The following is a 15432-nucleotide window of genomic DNA, read 5'->3' as shown; positions in this document are numbered from 1 at the left end:
AGTAGCCACGGTCCAAGAAGTACCGTGGCCAAGGGACACAATCAATACAAAGCAAACAGCACGCCCGAATCAGGGATTGGATCTGCTAGCCATCCTGGGTGCCAGCCCGCTAGAAGTTGGCCTGATAGTCGGTGGGTGTATTCAATCACTGGTGCTAAGCCCGAGCTCTAAACTAGCCCCCATATTATGCCAACTGGCCAAGCAATGAAGGCAACCACCAACGCCACTAGCGTATTCTTGCCTTCATACCCACAGCGCTGGCCTTCGTGCAGGATAGCCTCCAATTAAGGAAGGTCTTTACCAGCGACTTGAATGATGGGACCAATCACCAACATGAATGCGGAGATTCTAAGTCCAGTTCTTTTATCAAGAACTGTGCTTCGCTCAGTAAGACTTGATCCATGCGTTAGAGATACTATCTTGCTGCCATCTCCTAGTCCCATAACGATACCAAAAGCCCTAGCCACCCCAAGTAGCTGGGGTTTTTGCTTTACTTTTGTCTCGCTATAACCGCGCAAAAGACATGGACTGATATCCATTGCACCCATGAAGCCTCGGCAAATGTCGAGGTTTTTTTGCAGTAAACATCTGTCCACAACCATTAAGCAACATCATTTTTCAACCATGCCATTGCGGTATATTCCAGCTCTTACGGGTGTAAGAGCAATTGCAGCCTATTTGGTTTTCTTTTATCACTTCAACCCTCTTGGGATGGAAAATTGGGGTGGACGCCTTCTCCACGAGGGACATATTGGCGTCTCCATCTTCTTTGTGCTAAGTGGCTTTTTGATTACACTGCGCTACTGGGGTAGTGCAGAACTGAATACCTCTTGGCTGAAACAGTACTTTCTCAATCGCTTTTCCCGCATCTACCCGCTGTATGCCCTGCTGACTATTTTCGCGTTTTGCATGATATGGCAGGATGGGAAGTGGGATCCGGTACAACAGTGGGTAACCTATACTACAACTGATAAGATAGTAGTGCCGCTGCTCAACTTGACGTTTCTGCGTGGGTTCTTCGATATGTTTAAGTTCACGGGCATTGCCCAAGGCTGGACATTGACAGTCGAAGAAACCTTCTACGCCTTGGCTCCCCTGTTGCTGGTACTACTTGCTGTTGTTCGAAGACGGTATTTGACGCTCCTGGTGGTTACTATACTATTCCTAGGAGTTGGATGTGGCTTAGTACGTATACTACCGCACTATTACGGCCTGTTTGGCTCCTTGCGATTTATGTTTGCCTACACATTCTTCGGCCGGGCGGTTGAGTTCATGCTTGGGGCTGCACTAAGTCTTTTTGTACGTAATCGTTCTACGCGTAACTACCATTGGCTAACATGGATAGGGGTACTTTACATCGTAGCTTGCATGGTGGGCTTGAGCCTGGTTGGTCACCAAGCAGAACGAAGCCAGGAAACAACCTTAGGGATAGTAATCAATAACCTAGTGCTGCCTGTTGGCATTTGCATCTTCTTTTACGGGCTGATTACAGAGCGCACTTGGTTAGCGAAGCTATTGGAAACAAAAACTGCCCAGTTAGCAGGTAAGACATCCTATGCTTTCTACTTGATTCACCAGGGCATACTGCACGTCACGCTCGAACAGTATGTTACGCGTAACGCATTTGTAATATTTGCGGTGGCATTAGTTCTATCGTGGGCATTATGGAAGTGGATAGAAGAGCCTCTTAACCATCGCTTTCGTCGGCTTGCCGTCTAACACCCTATACAGCTCTGTAACGACACCGAAAGCCTTGGCTCCCCAATTGTTGGGGCTTTTACTTTACCAGACTACTCGGGCCGGCAGAAGGTATTGAACTCATTCTCAAATTACACATCCTAGTACTTGTTATTCAGCAAGCACACGGCATGCTGTTGGTCATCAGCTCCAATAAAGAGTCCGCGCCACCGCACACGCCGGATTTCCTTGCCCAGTCTCCCACGTAAGGTACCCAAGCTATGTAAGCGGAAGCGGTAGGGCGACACGGCTGCTCGATGCTATTTCTATATCAGCGAGTGCTTGCCCGTTGGAGTCGCGCGGCGCCTACGGCATAGAGGCTGGCTGCTAGTAGTGAAGCAAATCGGCTGGACTGCTGTAGGGGGGCCCTGCCTTCCTTCTTCAAACAGCCAGTACATTTCATTCTGAATAGAGACAGTAGTGCTGTAGACCTCCCCTTGGTGAAAGTCGCCTGAATTTGGCCCGATGTAGCGTAGATTTTCCGTCATGTTGAGCAGATGTTTTCACAAGTATTTTACCTATGTTTTACCAGCAAAAGCAAAAACCCCACTAGAGGCTTTCTAGAGGGGTTTTTACTTGAAGTTGGTGGGCCCAACTGGAATCGAACCAGTGACCTGCTGATTATGAGTCAGCTGCTCTAACCGATTGAGCTATAGGCCCGGCGTGAATGGCAACTTGCAGACAGGAGCAATTCAGCTGCGCAAACTTCCCATTTTGTGAGCGGAATTGCAATTCCAACATCAAGATTTAAGACCTTGTCTGGTAAAAGAGCACTCTTTTTTCAGTCTCTACCGGATATTTCGCCGTTTTTCCTGCCTGCAACTTATGCCTAAACCCAACTTGCTCTTCGATTTTGGAGGAGTCATTATCAACATAAACTATCAGCTTACGCTGGAGGCCATGCGGCGCTTGCACCGGCACGGCGGCACTATTGAGTTTACGCAAGCCGCGCAGGCAGAGCTGTTCGACGCTTTAGAAACCGACCGACTTACTCCCGCTGAGTTTCGGATGGCGTTGCGTGAACACTACGCGTTGCAAGCCACGGATGACGAGTTGGACGCGGCTTGGAATGCCATGTTGCTGGATGTACCTGCCGAGCGCTTGGCATTACTTGCGGAGTTGCGAGCTCAAGGGTACCAGACTGCCTTGCTTTCCAACACCAACCACATTCACATTGCTGCTATCAACGCCGTGCTGAAAACTGAGTATGGTTTTCAGCATGGCATTGCCGATGCTCTCGACCGCGTTTTTTATTCTCAGGAGGTAGGCCTGCGCAAACCAGGCGAAGAAATATTCCGGTATGCGCTACGCGAGATGAACTGGAAGCCGGAGGAAACGCTTTTTATTGAAGATAGTCCCCAGCACATTGAAACAGCTCGTCGCTTGGGGCTACATACGCTCTACCTCGCCCCGCCCCTTACTCTCACCGACGCTCTGCCCGACGCCCTCCGTGCCTTCCACTGACCCTTCTCCGCTTCTCCCCTTCCCCGACGCGCCAGCTCCATCTAGCCTCTCTCCCGCCGAGGATGCAGCGGCGGCTTTCACACGGTACGAGCGACCGGCCCCGCCCCGCTGGCGCCGGTATTTGCTGCACCTAGGCCTATTTCTGCTGACGCTGCTAACGACTACCTTAATGGGCGTAGTAGTGCGCACTGGGAGCATTCTGGAGCTGCCGCCGTATGAGGTGCTGCTTCAGTCGTGGCCGGTACTGTGGCGCACGCTTCAGCCAGGTTTGTGGTACTCCCTGCCTTTTCTGGGCGTGCTCACGGTGCACGAGTTTGGTCATTACTTCACCTCGCGCTATTACCGCATCAGGGCAACGCTGCCCTTTTTTATTCCCTTTCCCTTTGGCCTTGGCACATTCGGAGCCGTCATCCGGATCAAGGACCGGATTTTCTCTCGGAAAGAGTTCTTTGATGTAGGGCTGGCTGGACCGCTGGCGGGCTTTGTGGCTGCATTAGCCGTATTGATTTATGGCCTGACGCACTTACCCCCACTGGAGTATCTGTATGCTATCCACCCAGAGTATCGCTTGTACGGGGCCGACTATGCCCGCTATGTGTACTCTCCCGACCAAACTGGCAGCACTCTTCTGGCTCAACCCCTGCTATTCAAATGGCTGGCCTCTATTTTTGCCGACTCTAGTCGGCTACCGCACGCCAACGAGCTGATGCACTACCCAGTGCTGGTTGCCGGGGTGCTGTCATTGTTTTTTACAGCCCTGAACTTATTGCCTATTGGGCAGCTCGATGGGGGCCATATTCTTTACGGCTTGCTGGGGCAGCGGAAGGCTGGCCGGCTGTCGGCTCTGTTTTTCATTGGGTTTATTTTCTACGCCGGTCTAGGCCTGTTTTCCTTGCAGAACAGTGCCCAAGACTGGCTGTATTGGAGCGGGCCTTATTTTGTGTATCTACTGCTGGCGTTTTGGAAAGCGCTGCCAACCAAACGCCGGGTTGTGATGTTGGCACTGGCCGTATGGGCCGCTCAGATTGTGGTGGCCACTGCTTGGCCTGCATTAGAGGGCAACCCCGGCTGGTTGGTGTTTGGGCTTCTATTAGGCCGCGTGACGGGCATCTACCACCCTGGTGCTCCCGATGAGCGCCCGCTCTCCCTCGGTCGGAAAGTGCTGGGATGGGTGATGCTACTTATTTTTGTGCTTTGCTTTACTCCCGCGCCATTTAGTGTTCAGTAACCCAGTTCGTGGTGAGCTACTTGGCGCCCTACTCCCCTCATGAATCTCACGTATCAGCACCCTTTTTTGTATCAAACTCATCTGTCGTTGCGCGGGCAAAGCATGTACGTGCGCCGCAGCAACTCGCAATGGCAGCCCGCGTTGGAACTGGCCGTGCCGTTTGAGGAAATTCTGCCGCTTCGTACCGAGAAAGTCCGCCACGTGCCCAAGCAGCGGCTGCTAGGCCTGCTGTTTATGCTGGCCTGGATTGGGCAAGATGTAATTCGCCACGCCACTCCCGATTTTCAACTGACCACCGAGCTGCAGCTCTACGCCGGAATGGTCTTGCTTATTGTGGCCTACTGCGTCTACGGCTGGTTTAACTGGTGGAACGTGTGGCACCTGCGTACCCCGCACCTCTCGCTCACCCTCCCCGACTGGCCTAGCCGCCGCCAACCGTTTCAGCAGTTTGCCTTCAGCGTAGAGCAGCGCGCCCACAATTATCTGCGCCAGGAGTACGCTCAAATTAATCCGCTAGGCCCCATTGAGCTGCAGTTGCACCGCCTGCATTGGCTGCACCGTCTCGGGGTGTTATCGTCTAAAGAGCTTAAGACCCTTAGCACCCGCCTTACCGGCCGCGTTTCCCTAGACCCGCTTACCCTCATGGGCCAGGAGCTGGAACCAGTATATGTGAATTAGCACGCTCTATTAAAGGCTCAAAAGCCAGAAAGGTCATCCAGCATCGAAGCCGGATGACCTTTCTGTTTGACTTATGGCAGACAGGCCTAGCGGCCTTCCAGCGCAGCTACGCCGGGCAACTCTTTGCCTTCCATGTATTCCAGCAGGGCGCCGCCGCCGGTGCTGATGTAGGAAACCTGCTCCGCAAAGCCGAGCTGATTCACGGCTGCCGCTGAGTCGCCGCCGCCGATGAGGCTGAAGGCGCCGCCTTTGGTGGCTTCGGCAATGGCCTGGGCCACGGCTTCGGTGCCTTTGGCGAAGCTGCTCATCTCGAACACGCCCATCGGTCCATTCCAGAGGATGGTCTTCGACTGGCGCACGATGTCAGAAAACGCTTTGATAGAATCAGGACCAAGGTCGAGGCCGAGCCAGCCTTCCGGAATCTGGTCGTTGGGAGCTACTTTGGTTTGGGCATCGTTGGCGAATTTATCGGCAATAACGCTGTCGGTGGGCAGCACTAGGTTCACGCCCTTAGCTTTAGCCTTCTCAATCAGCTCCAGCGCCAGATCCATCTTGTCGGCTTCCAGCAGGGAGCTACCGATTTGGCCGCCCTGCGCTTTGGCAAACGTATAGGCCATGCCACCCCCGATGAGCAGGTTATCCACCTTATCCAACAGTTTCTCGATGATGAGAATCTTGTCGGAGATTTTGGCGCCGCCCATAATGGCGGTGAAGGGACGCTCAGCCTCTTCCAGCACTTTCTTGGCGTTGTCGAGCTCGCCCTGCAGCAGGTAACCGGCTACGCGGTCTTCGGGCGCGAAGCTGCTGGCAATAACAGCCGTGGAGGCGTGCTTGCGGTGGGCCGCCCCGAAGGCGTCGTTTACATACACGGTGCCGAGCTTGGCGAGCTTCTCAGCGAAGGCGGCGTCACCCTTTTCTTCCTCGCCATAGAAGCGCACATTTTCTACCAGCAGCACCTGGCCGGGCTGGAGCGCATTGGCTTTCTCTTCGGCTTGCAGGGCATCATCAGCAAACTGCACTTCGGCCCCGTACTCCTGGCCTAGGCGAGATACAATGTGCTGCAGCGAGTATTTATTCTCAGGTCCGCCCTTAGGGCGACCCAGGTGCGAGAGCAGCACTACTGAGCCACCATCGGCCAGAATTTTCTTGATAGTAGGCGTGGCCGCCCGAATCCGGGTGTCGTCGGTGATGCGGAAATCCTTGTCGAGCGGCACGTTAAAGTCCACACGTACCACGGCACGCTTGCCGGCGAAGTTGTACTGATCGAGGGTTTTCATGGAATAGAAATGGGGTTGGATACGGCGAAGGTAAGATTCCTCGCGGCTCATTGCGTACTTCTAGGCCAGTGGTTACAACCATTGGCCTAGCAAATCGGCATGCACAGATGCTTTAACCCACGTACGCGGTAAGCAGCATGCACGATATTTTCCCGTTGTTTGTTCTGGCCTATCATTCTCCGATTACCCTACCTCACCTCTCGAAATACTACCTTTGCGGCACGTATGAAAATAGGCATCTTCTTCGGCGGCCCGTCGCGCGAGCGGGAAATTTCCTTTGCGGGCGGCCGCACTGTATATGATAACCTGGATAAGTCGTTGTTTGAGGCTGTGCCCGTGTTCGTGGACAGCCGCGGCAACTTCATCCTGCTAGACTGGCACTACATCTACAAAGGCACCATCCGTGACTTCTACCCGCCCGTGTCGGCGCTGCCGCGCACGGAGCTGCCGGTACAGATGTACCTGGAAAGCCTGGGCGAGCTGAGCATTGAGGAGCAGGACCGCATCATCGCGGAAGTGGGCCGGCGCGTGCTGCCCCACGAGCTGCCCCAGCTCATCAACTTCGCCTTTCTGGCCCTGCACGGCCCCGGCGGCGAAGATGGTGCTATTCAGGGTCTGTTTGAATGGTATGGCATCCCCTACTCCGGCTCCGGCATTCTGCCCTCAGCCTTCGGCATCGATAAGATTGCCCAGAAGAAGCTCCTGACGGCCCTGAACCGCCCCACGCCCACCTTCCGCCAGATTACGGCTGAAGAATGGGACGCCGCCGACCATGCCGCTACCCTCGACTATCTGGTGCGCGAGCTAGGCCTGCCGTTGGTGTTCAAGGCCCCGCGCCAAGGGTCCAGCATTGGCATCAGCATTGTGCGCGAGGCTGACCTAGCGAAGTTTGAAGCCGCCATGGAGCGCAGCCTGTTCCGCAAAACCGTTACGCAGCAGGAGTGGCTAGGCCTCTCGGAGCAGAAGCGCATCATGTGGTTGCAGCAGTTGGTAGATATCCGCGAGGGAATCGGCCTGCCCGTGGTGCTGAACGATGAGCCGGAGCTTATTTATCAGCCGGAGCAGTTACTAAACACCCTGAATGAGCGCCTGCAAACGGCTGAAAGCGTGCGCCTGACCAGCGTAGAGGGCGAAACCCAAGTGTTGGTGGAGAGCTTCGTGCAAGGCCGGGAATTCTCCTGCATTGTGGTGGAAGACCCTACCGGTAAGCCATTGGCACTACCACCTACAGAGATTGTGAAGGGCGAGGAGATGTTCGACTACCGCTCGAAGTACCTCCCTGGCCTAGCGCGCAAAGTCACCCCCATCGACCTGCCCGAGGCTGAGATTCAGCGCATCCGGGAAGCCTGCGAGGAGATGTTTAACACCTTCGGTTTCCAGGTGTATGCCCGCCTCGATGGCTTTATTGGGCCCGATGGCAACCTGTTCCTGAACGACCCGAACACTACCTCAGGCATGCTGCCGGCTTCGTTCTTCTTCCACCAAGCGGCGGAAATCGGCCTGAACCCTTCGCAATTCCTGACCTACCTGATTCGTACTTCCCTGGCGGCACGCCGTCGGGGTGGCCTACGGCCGGTGAAACTGGCGGGTCTGCTAGCTCAGTTGGATACTGCCGTGGCGGCCCGCGCCAGTGAGGAGCGCACCCGCACCAAAGTGGCCGTGATTATGGGCGGCTACTCCTCTGAGCGCCACATTTCGGTGGAAAGCGGCCGCAACATTTACGAGAAGCTTAGCTCCTCGGTGAAGTACGAGCCGGTGCCCGTGTTCCTGACCGGCAACAGCCAGGAATTCCGCCTCTACGTGCTGCCCATCAACGTGATGCTGAAGGACAACGCCGACGATATCCGGGAGAAAGTAGAGCACATGGAAGCCGGCCATGGCCTGCACCCGATTTTGGAGCGAATCCGGCGCGAGGCATCGGACATCACCAGCACCTATGCCGGTCAGCCCACGGCCCAGCCCCAGCGCGTGTCGTTTGCGGAGCTGGCTGGCATGGTGGATGAGGTGTTTATTGCCCTGCACGGCCGCCCCGGTGAGGACGGTGCCTTGCAGCGCGAGCTGGAAAAGCTCGGCCTGCCCTACAACGGTTCGGGCGTAGCCAGCAGCTCTATCACCATCAACAAGTTTGAAACGAACCGTCGCCTGCGCGAGGCAGGTCTGCGCGTAGCCGAGCACCGCATGGCGAACCGCTTGGAGTGGGACGCCGACGCCGAAGGCTTCTACCGGAGCCTGGAAACGCAGTTCCCCTACCCTTTCATTGCCAAGCCCGCCGACGACGGCTGCTCTTCCGCGGTGAAGAAAATCAAGAACCGCGCGGAGCTAGAAGCCTTCACCCATTTGATCTTCCGTAACCAGGAAGACCTGATGATGGAGGATGCCAAAACCCTGCAGCTCGGCTTCAAGGAGGAGTTCCCGCAGAAGGATGCCTTCCTGGTAGAAACCCTCATCGACCGCGATGGCGCCGCCCACTTCCTGGAAGTAACCGGTGGCCTCCTGACCCACTGGGGCGAGAATGGTGAACTGGAAATTGAAGTGTTCGAGGCTTCCGAAGCGCTGGCCACCGGCGAGGTACTGAGCCTGGAAGAGAAGTTTTTGGCCGGCGAGGGCCAGAATATCACGCCGGCCCGCTACGCCGTGGAGCCCGCTGAGCGCCAGCGCATTTCCGACGAAGTGAAGCAGGAGCTACGTCGCGTGGCCGAAGTGCTGAACATTCAGGGTTACGCCCGCATCGATGCCTTCGTGCGGGTGCGCCAGAATGGAGCCGTGGAAGTGCTTATCATCGAGGTGAACTCTTTGCCCGGCATGACGCCCGCCACCTGCATCTTCCACCAGACTGCTCTGGCTGGCTACACTCCCTACGACTTCATCGACCAGATTCTGGAGTTTGGTAAAGCCCGTCAGGAAAAGGCCACCGTGCAGCAATAATGAATATGAGCATGAAATAGAACGTCATTCCGAGCGCAGTTGAGGAATCTTGCTTGCTGATGTCTGATTACTACCACAATGTCAGCACGCGAGATTCCTCGACTGCACTCGGAATGACGTTCTTATCCTAGTATGCTTCTCTTACCACGCTAGTTTTCTAATTCCTAGTTTTGCCCGTGAGCTTCTTGCTCCTGACTTCTAACTTCTAGCTCCTCCCATAAGAATGTCCTTTTTTAAATCCGATACACCTGCCGACGTTCTAAAGCACCTGCTGGTGATTTTGGTAGCGGCCGGGATGCTCATTTTCGGCTTCTTCTACGTGTATCTGCCCCTGACTACCAACCACGGAGAGGTGATTGAGGTACCCAAGATTACGGGGATGCAACAAGCTGACCTAGAAGATTACCTCGACGAGCGGGACTTGGCCTTTTTCGTGGATGACAGCACCTACCGCCCGGAAATCAAGCCCGGCACAGTGCTCAACCAGGAGCCTAAGCCGGGCGAGAAGGTAAAGGAGGGCCGCAAGCTCTACATTACGGTGGCCATGAAAAATCCGCCGGTAATCAAGATGCCCAAGCTCACGGATGGCTCGCTGAAGAACGCCCAGATGATTCTGAAGAGCTACGACTTAGTGATTGGGCAGATCAAGCTGGTGCCTAACATTCAGCAGAACGCGGTGCTGAAGCAATTTGTGAACGGAAAAGAAATTGCTCCCGGTGCCCCCATTGCCAAGAACACCAAGGTTGATTTGGAAGTAGGCGACGGCCTAGGCAACCAGGAGTTTCCAGTACCTGAGCTGGTTAATATGCCCGCCGATGAGGCCGTAACGCTGCTTGCTGGCCAAGGCCTGCAAGTGGGTGAGCGGTTCTACCAAGCGCCCGCCGAGGGCGAAGTGGAAGGTACGGTGGTGAAGCAACGCCCTGTGCCCGGCACTACCATCCGGATGGGCCAACTGGTAGACCTCTGGATTGCGGGCCGCGAGCCAGTGCGCGATGTGCAATAACCCACTGGCCTAGCAGACTAGGCTCTCTAGGCCACCTTCGTAAAAGAAACCGGAAGAAGGTTCGTTGTAGTAACAGCGGACCTTTTTTCATTTTCGTATGGGTAGCGGTGGGAGCTGCTACGTCTTGCCGAACTTTGCTGCCCGGTATTCTCTCTTTGCAATTATTTCGTATGCTTCGTCCTCTACGGTCTTTATTTTTCTTAACCTCCGCTCTGCTGGGCCTGTGGCCAATAGTCAGCCACGCTCAAACGGTGCAGCCCTTATCCTCGGGGCCAGCTCAGCCGCCGGCTTCCGTTTCGGTCCGGCGCGTGCAAGCGCTGGCATTGCCATTTTTCGATGATTTTGCCGGGCAAGCAGAAGGTCGGCCTAATGAGCAGCGCTGGCTAACCACTGGCGGCACCCTCATCAACAACCGGTTTGCCCGCCGCCCGCCCTCCAAGGGCGTTGCTACGTTTGATGGGTTCAGGGCTGATGGTAGATCCTACGGGGGCGTCTCATCGGTAGGCTATACCGATTCCTTGACCTCGCAGCCAATCGACCTGAGTGGCCTGAGCGCTACTGACAATGTATTTTTGAGCTTTTTTTGGCAGGCAGGCACACTAGTGGGTCCGCCCGTGGCGGCTACCAGCGCCCGGCCCACTGGGCTGTATGTTGACTTCTTGGATGACGCCGGCAACTGGCGCGAAGTAAGTCAGGTTAGGAGTAGCGGCGACACCACCAACTTTCGGTTTCGGGCGGTACCCATCAATCAGGCCAGCTACTTGCACAAGGAGTTTCAATTTCGCGTCCGGGTATTTGGGTACCAATACAATAACCGCGACGCATGGAGCATCGACTACGTACGCCTCGACCGCAACCGGACCGCCGCCGACTCCAGCTTCCGCGATATTGCCCTGAGCCAGCCCTTGCCCAGCGCCCTACGGCGGTACACTGCCATGCCCGTGACGCAGTTTAATGTGAATCCGGCGCAGGAGCTAACCACCCGCACCCGCACCACCATGAACAACCTGGACCCCGGCCCCGCTCCCACGCCCATTAGCTGGACCGGAACCTTAGAAGTGCTGCCCAGTGGCCCTACCACGCAATTTCTCACCGGCAACCGCTCCCTCGATGCGGGCCGTGGTGGCCAGCAGCAACCAATTACCGGTAGCCTGCAGGCGGCCCCGGTACCCGTATCAGCTGCGCCTAAGTTGCTGCGCCAGCGCATTACGCTGCTTTCCAACGAAACCAACCCGCTCACCCTACCGAACGATACCATTTCGCGCGTAACGGAGCTGTTTGACTATTACGCCTACGATGATGGCAGCGCCGAGGCCACGCTCAGTCTGCCAATTGCTAGTACAGGGCCGGTCACCTTTTACGCTACTCGCTACGACCTGAATACGCCCGATGTGGTGCGGTCAATTCGACTTTACCCCATGGCTACTGCGTTAGGTCGGACGGTAACCGTGGCCATATGGGAAGACAGTAACAATCAACCCGCTGCTACTCCCAAAGCGACTAAAAGCTTTCTGATTCCGGCCTCGCTACCAGCCGGACAGGCCTACGTAGAAGTTCCCTTCGACGCTCCGGTAGCAGTATCGGGCCGCTTTTATGCCGGTTACGGCCAAGCCTCTAGCTCGCAATTTGTGGAGGTAGGAGTAGATCTAAACAACGCCCCACCGGCAAACTACTTCTTCATCAGCTTGTTGAACGCCTGGGAAAGTATCTCGCTGGCCACCACTAAAAGCCCAAACGGGGCCCTAATGCTCCGCCCTATGATGGGTGCCAGCCCTATTACGGCAGCAGCTCCGGCCAACGTGGCCGCCAGCTATAGCATTTTCCCTAACCCAACCACCGACGGCCTGGTACGAGTGGAAGGCCGTTACACCCGCGCTACTGTGCTCGACGCTCTGGGCCGCACGGTGTGGGAGCAACCAGCCGCACAAGCTGGGCAAGCCCAACTTTCTCTGCAGCAGCTCTTGCCCGGAGTGTATGTTGTGCGGCTCACGCTGGCCAATGGTCTCGTGGTTACGAAACGCCTTGTGCGCGAGAACTAGAAATTGGCCCAAGGTTTGCCACCAACCACGCCTGACGTTTGCGGCGCAGAATGGCCGCGAATGACTAGGTTTACACTTGGATTCACCCAATCTCCACTCATTCATGAACGACATTACCTCTACTGAGCTAAAAGAACGCCAGGCCAACGGTACCGCCCCAGTTATCATTGACGTGCGCGAAACCTGGGAAAATGAAGAGTCTCGCATTGAAGGCAGCCAGAACATTCCGCTGGGCACGCTCCCGCAGAAACTAGATGAGTTGGAGGAGTTGAAAGAGCAGGAAGTGGTAGTACACTGCAAGGGCGGAGGACGTTCAGCTTCGGCAAAAGCCTACCTCTCCCAGCAAGGATTCCAGAAAGTACGTAACCTGATTGGTGGCATCCAGGCCTACCAGCAAGGGTAAGTGTACAGCACCCTGTATTTTGATAACGAAGCCTCGCCTAGCGGGGCTTCATTTTTATAGGCCCACATAAGAATAGTTCCTTCCCCAACTGCAGCACTCAATCTTAATCACCCCTAGCTATATCCGCGAATTTTCTATCTGTTTACCAGTTACTTGACAAGTACAAGTCAATTTGATTGCACACAATTAAACATTACACAATCTTTCTCTGTTTATTTGCCAGACGAGCATGAGCAACGACCCTTCTTCAAACGCAAGTAACCCGCTTTTTCAACTGGAAAACCAGCTGTGCTTTCCGTTGTATGCTCTCTCGCGGATGATTACGAAAGCCTACCAGCCCCTATTGCTGGAGCTAGACCTCACCTATCCGCAGTACCTCGTGTTTTTACTTCTGTGGGAGCATCAAGAACTCACGGTAAAGGAGCTGGGCGAAAAGCTTTTCCTCGATTCGGGCACGCTTACTCCCCTGCTGAAACGCTTGGAGCAAAAGCAATGGATCAGTCGGCGCCGCGACCCGCGTGATGAGCGCTCGGTAATAATCGGGTTGCTGCCGGCGGGCCAGCAGCTGCAGGCCCGCGCCTGCCAGATTCCGGAGGAAATCATTGCCAAGCTCAACATGCCCCAAGCCGATTTTGAGGCTCTGCGGCTCCAACTCAACGCCTTACTTATTCAACTGGCCTAGGCCAGTGTTCTTTCACTTTTCACTTCTCTTCGATGAAACTCGTAGAAAAATTCTTCACTGCGCAAGCCAAAGCCAAAGGTGGCCGCGACGGTCATGTTACGACCAACAACAACGTGCTGGACATTGATTTGAGCACGCCTAAGGAAATGGGTGGCCCTGGCAAAGCGGGTGCTACCAACCCTGAGCAGTTGTTTGCCGCTGGCTATGCCGCCTGTTTTGAGGGGGCGCTGGGAGTAGCTGCCCGTCAGGCTAGTGTGAAGCTGGAAGGCGTAACGGTGGAAGCTTTCATCGGTTTTGGGAAGGCTGAGGATGGTGGCTACGGCATATCGGCTGATTTGCACGTGAACATCCCTGGCCTAGAGCAGGCTCAGGCCGAGCAGTTGGTAGAAGCCGCCCACGGCATCTGTCCCTACTCGCGCGCGACCAAAGGCAATATTGAGGTGACCCTCAACACCACTACCAACGCCGCCTAGGCCTATTGGCTTACCCTGAAAGCTGTCGTCGGGAGCTGCTTCGCAGACCCTGCAAAAAACGAACTGGCCTAGCGCCCGTTCTTTTAGCAGAGGGCCTGCTTAGCTCCCGACGACAGCTTTATTTTTTTCCTTCCTGCTTTGCTCATGCATTCTGCTATGCAAAACCAAACTATTCTGCTTGCCAGCCGCCCAACCGGTGAGCCTACTGCCGCGCAATTCAAATTTGAAACCAGCGAGGTTCCTAGTCCCGGCGAAGGCCAAGTACTGCTGAAGGCTCTTTATGTCTCGGTTGATCCTTACATGCGGGGCCGCATGAATGCTGGCAAATCGTACGTGCCGCCGTATGAGGTGGGCCAACCCATTGCTGGCGGCGTGGTAGCCGAAGTGATTGAGAGCCGGCTTGATAAGCTGCCAGCAGGAAGTGTGGTAGTGGGCAACCTGCCCTGGCAACAATACTCACTCTCGGATGGGCGCGGCTTGCAGCAGATTCCGACGGACCAAGCACCCATCAGCTATTTCCTAGGCCTGTTGGGGATGCCGGGCCTCACGGCTTATTTTGGGCTGCTGGATATCTGCCAGCCCAAGGCCGGCGAAACTGTGGTAGTATCGGGCGCAGCCGGGGCAGTAGGCATGGTGGTAGGCCAGCTGGCCAAAATCAAAGGATGCCGCGTGATTGGCACAGCCGGCTCCGATGAGAAGGTGGCCTACCTCCAGCAGCTCGGCTTTGACGAAGCCATTAACTACAAAACCGCCAATATTGCGGAGGCTCTGGCGGCGGCCGCACCCAACGGCGTAGACTGTTACTTCGACAACGTGGGCGGTGCCATTACCGATGCAGTGTACGACCTGCTCAACAAACACGCCCGCATAGCCCTCTGCGGTCAGATTGCCAACTACAACGCTACTGAAGCGCCCGTGGGTCCGCGCCCCGAAGGCAAACTGCTCACCACCAGCTCCAAGCTGCAAGGCTTCATCGTGAGCGACTACCTTCCCCAGTGGCCCGAGGGTGTGAAGCAGCTCACCGAGTGGTACAACCAGGGCAAGTTGCAGTTCGAGGAAACCATTACGGAGGGCTTCGACCAGATTCCGGCTGCTTTCCTAGGCCTGTTCAAAGGCGAAAACACCGGCAAGGCTATTGTGAAAGTGGCCTAGCTATGCCAAAAAGCTGAATCCGACACCCATAAACATTCCTTTTTCTTTCAATGTCCGATCAAACCGATGTGATTTGCGTGGCAGCTGAGTGGCGTACCACCCCCGAGCAAGCCGAGACGGTGCGCCACTTGATGCTGCAAGCCGCTGCCGCAGTGCGTGCACATGAGCCGGGCAACCTGCTCTACGTGGCTCATCAAGATCCTAAAGATCCAACCCATTTTCTATTCTACGAGCAGTACGCCAATCAAGCCGCCCTCGATGCGCACGTAGCGTCAGCTCACTATAAGGAACTGGTTGCGGGGCAACTCGTACCCATGCTCACGGAGCGCAAAGTGACGCTCTACAAGCTACTTTCCTAATACATCTAGAAC

Annotated in this window: 13 protein-coding genes and 1 tRNA gene; 12 read left to right on the top strand and 2 right to left on the bottom strand. The window is 55.5% G+C overall.

The features are described from left to right. Nucleotides 1–546 precede the first annotated feature (546 nt). Nucleotides 547–1719 carry an acyltransferase family protein gene (locus EU556_RS11495; RefSeq protein WP_135434246.1) on the top strand — a complete coding sequence of 391 codons (1173 nt, stop codon included), beginning with the start codon at nt 547–549 and terminating at the stop codon, nt 1717–1719. 601 nt (nt 1720–2320) lie between these two features. Here the strand turns inward: EU556_RS11495 and EU556_RS11490 are convergent. Then, a tRNA-Ile gene (locus tag EU556_RS11490) sits at nt 2321–2397 on the bottom strand. Nucleotides 2398–2562: 165 nt separating this feature from the next. Between EU556_RS11490 and EU556_RS11485 the strand changes: the two genes are divergently transcribed. The 3 genes from EU556_RS11485 to EU556_RS11475 are packed head-to-tail and all read left to right on the top strand — an operon-like array spanning nt 2563 to nt 5107. Beyond that, a complete protein-coding gene (locus EU556_RS11485; protein ID WP_135434245.1) occupies nt 2563–3201 on the top strand; it encodes an HAD family hydrolase in 639 nt (212 codons plus the stop codon). Continuing rightward, nucleotides 3188–4429, top strand: a complete 1242-nt coding sequence (locus tag EU556_RS11480; RefSeq protein ID WP_245327586.1) for a site-2 protease family protein — start codon at nt 3188–3190, stop codon at nt 4427–4429. The genes EU556_RS11485 and EU556_RS11480 overlap by 14 nt, the downstream gene beginning before the upstream one ends. A gap of 39 nt (nt 4430–4468) precedes the next feature. After that, nucleotides 4469–5107, top strand: a complete 639-nt coding sequence (locus tag EU556_RS11475; RefSeq protein WP_135434244.1) for a hypothetical protein — start codon at nt 4469–4471, stop codon at nt 5105–5107. An 86-nt stretch (nt 5108–5193) separates the two neighbouring features. Here EU556_RS11475 and EU556_RS11470 read toward each other — a convergent pair whose 3' ends face one another. Then, nucleotides 5194–6384, bottom strand: coding sequence for a phosphoglycerate kinase (locus EU556_RS11470; protein WP_135434243.1), 1191 nt, complete (start codon nt 6382–6384; stop codon nt 5194–5196). Between the two features lie 225 nt (nt 6385–6609). Between EU556_RS11470 and EU556_RS11465 the strand changes: the two genes are divergently transcribed. The 8 genes from EU556_RS11465 (at nt 6610) to EU556_RS11430 (ending at nt 15420) form a co-directional block, all read left to right on the top strand. Next, nucleotides 6610–9309: a D-alanine--D-alanine ligase family protein gene (locus EU556_RS11465; RefSeq protein WP_135434242.1), complete on the top strand. Its 2700-nt coding sequence runs from the start codon at nt 6610–6612 to the stop codon at nt 9307–9309. 223 nt (nt 9310–9532) lie between these two features. After that, nucleotides 9533–10312: a PASTA domain-containing protein gene (locus tag EU556_RS11460; RefSeq protein WP_135434241.1), complete on the top strand. Its 780-nt coding sequence runs from the start codon at nt 9533–9535 to the stop codon at nt 10310–10312. A gap of 170 nt (nt 10313–10482) precedes the next feature. Continuing rightward, nucleotides 10483–12351, top strand: a complete 1869-nt coding sequence (locus EU556_RS11455) for a T9SS type A sorting domain-containing protein (RefSeq protein WP_135434240.1) — start codon at nt 10483–10485, stop codon at nt 12349–12351. A 103-nt stretch (nt 12352–12454) separates the two neighbouring features. Further along, nucleotides 12455–12754 carry a rhodanese-like domain-containing protein gene (locus EU556_RS11450; RefSeq protein ID WP_135434239.1) on the top strand — a complete coding sequence of 100 codons (300 nt, stop codon included), beginning with the start codon at nt 12455–12457 and terminating at the stop codon, nt 12752–12754. Between the two features lie 229 nt (nt 12755–12983). Then, a complete protein-coding gene (locus EU556_RS11445; RefSeq protein WP_135434238.1) occupies nt 12984–13436 on the top strand; it encodes a MarR family winged helix-turn-helix transcriptional regulator in 453 nt (150 codons plus the stop codon). Between the two features lie 32 nt (nt 13437–13468). Then, entirely contained in the window at nt 13469–13909 is a 441-nt protein-coding gene (locus EU556_RS11440; RefSeq protein WP_135434237.1) for an organic hydroperoxide resistance protein, read from the top strand. A gap of 156 nt (nt 13910–14065) precedes the next feature. Continuing rightward, entirely contained in the window at nt 14066–15061 is a 996-nt protein-coding gene (locus EU556_RS11435; RefSeq protein WP_135434742.1) for an NADP-dependent oxidoreductase, read from the top strand. 50 nt (nt 15062–15111) lie between these two features. Then, nucleotides 15112–15420, top strand: a complete 309-nt coding sequence (locus EU556_RS11430) for a putative quinol monooxygenase (protein WP_135434236.1) — start codon at nt 15112–15114, stop codon at nt 15418–15420. Nucleotides 15421–15432: the final 12 nt, after the last annotated feature.

It is taken from the genome of Hymenobacter fodinae (assembly GCF_004745825.1).
GTDB classification, from domain to species: domain Bacteria; phylum Bacteroidota; class Bacteroidia; order Cytophagales; family Hymenobacteraceae; genus Hymenobacter; species Hymenobacter fodinae.
The sequence above is the reverse complement of the archived record's forward strand: the minus strand, read 5'-3'. Positions and strand labels throughout refer to the sequence as shown.

Bases quoted from the DNA above. Each gene is read 5' to 3' on its own strand.
- EU556_RS11495 (WP_135434246.1), top strand. From the start codon at position 547: ATGAAGCCTCGGCAAATGTCGAGGTTTTTTTGCAGTAAACATCTGTCC.
- EU556_RS11485 (WP_135434245.1), top strand. From the start codon at position 2,563: ATGCCTAAACCCAACTTGCTCTTCGATTTTGGAGGAGTCATTATCAAC.
- EU556_RS11475 (WP_135434244.1), top strand. From the start codon at position 4,469: ATGAATCTCACGTATCAGCACCCTTTTTTGTATCAAACTCATCTGTCG.
- EU556_RS11470 (WP_135434243.1), bottom strand. From the start codon at position 6,384: ATGAAAACCCTCGATCAGTACAACTTCGCCGGCAAGCGTGCCGTGGTA.
- EU556_RS11465 (WP_135434242.1), top strand. From the start codon at position 6,610: ATGAAAATAGGCATCTTCTTCGGCGGCCCGTCGCGCGAGCGGGAAATT.
- EU556_RS11460 (WP_135434241.1), top strand. From the start codon at position 9,533: ATGTCCTTTTTTAAATCCGATACACCTGCCGACGTTCTAAAGCACCTG.
- EU556_RS11455 (WP_135434240.1), top strand. From the start codon at position 10,483: ATGCTTCGTCCTCTACGGTCTTTATTTTTCTTAACCTCCGCTCTGCTG.
- EU556_RS11450 (WP_135434239.1), top strand. From the start codon at position 12,455: ATGAACGACATTACCTCTACTGAGCTAAAAGAACGCCAGGCCAACGGT.
- EU556_RS11445 (WP_135434238.1), top strand. From the start codon at position 12,984: ATGAGCAACGACCCTTCTTCAAACGCAAGTAACCCGCTTTTTCAACTG.
- EU556_RS11440 (WP_135434237.1), top strand. From the start codon at position 13,469: ATGAAACTCGTAGAAAAATTCTTCACTGCGCAAGCCAAAGCCAAAGGT.
- EU556_RS11435 (WP_135434742.1), top strand. From the start codon at position 14,066: ATGCAAAACCAAACTATTCTGCTTGCCAGCCGCCCAACCGGTGAGCCT.
- EU556_RS11430 (WP_135434236.1), top strand. From the start codon at position 15,112: ATGTCCGATCAAACCGATGTGATTTGCGTGGCAGCTGAGTGGCGTACC.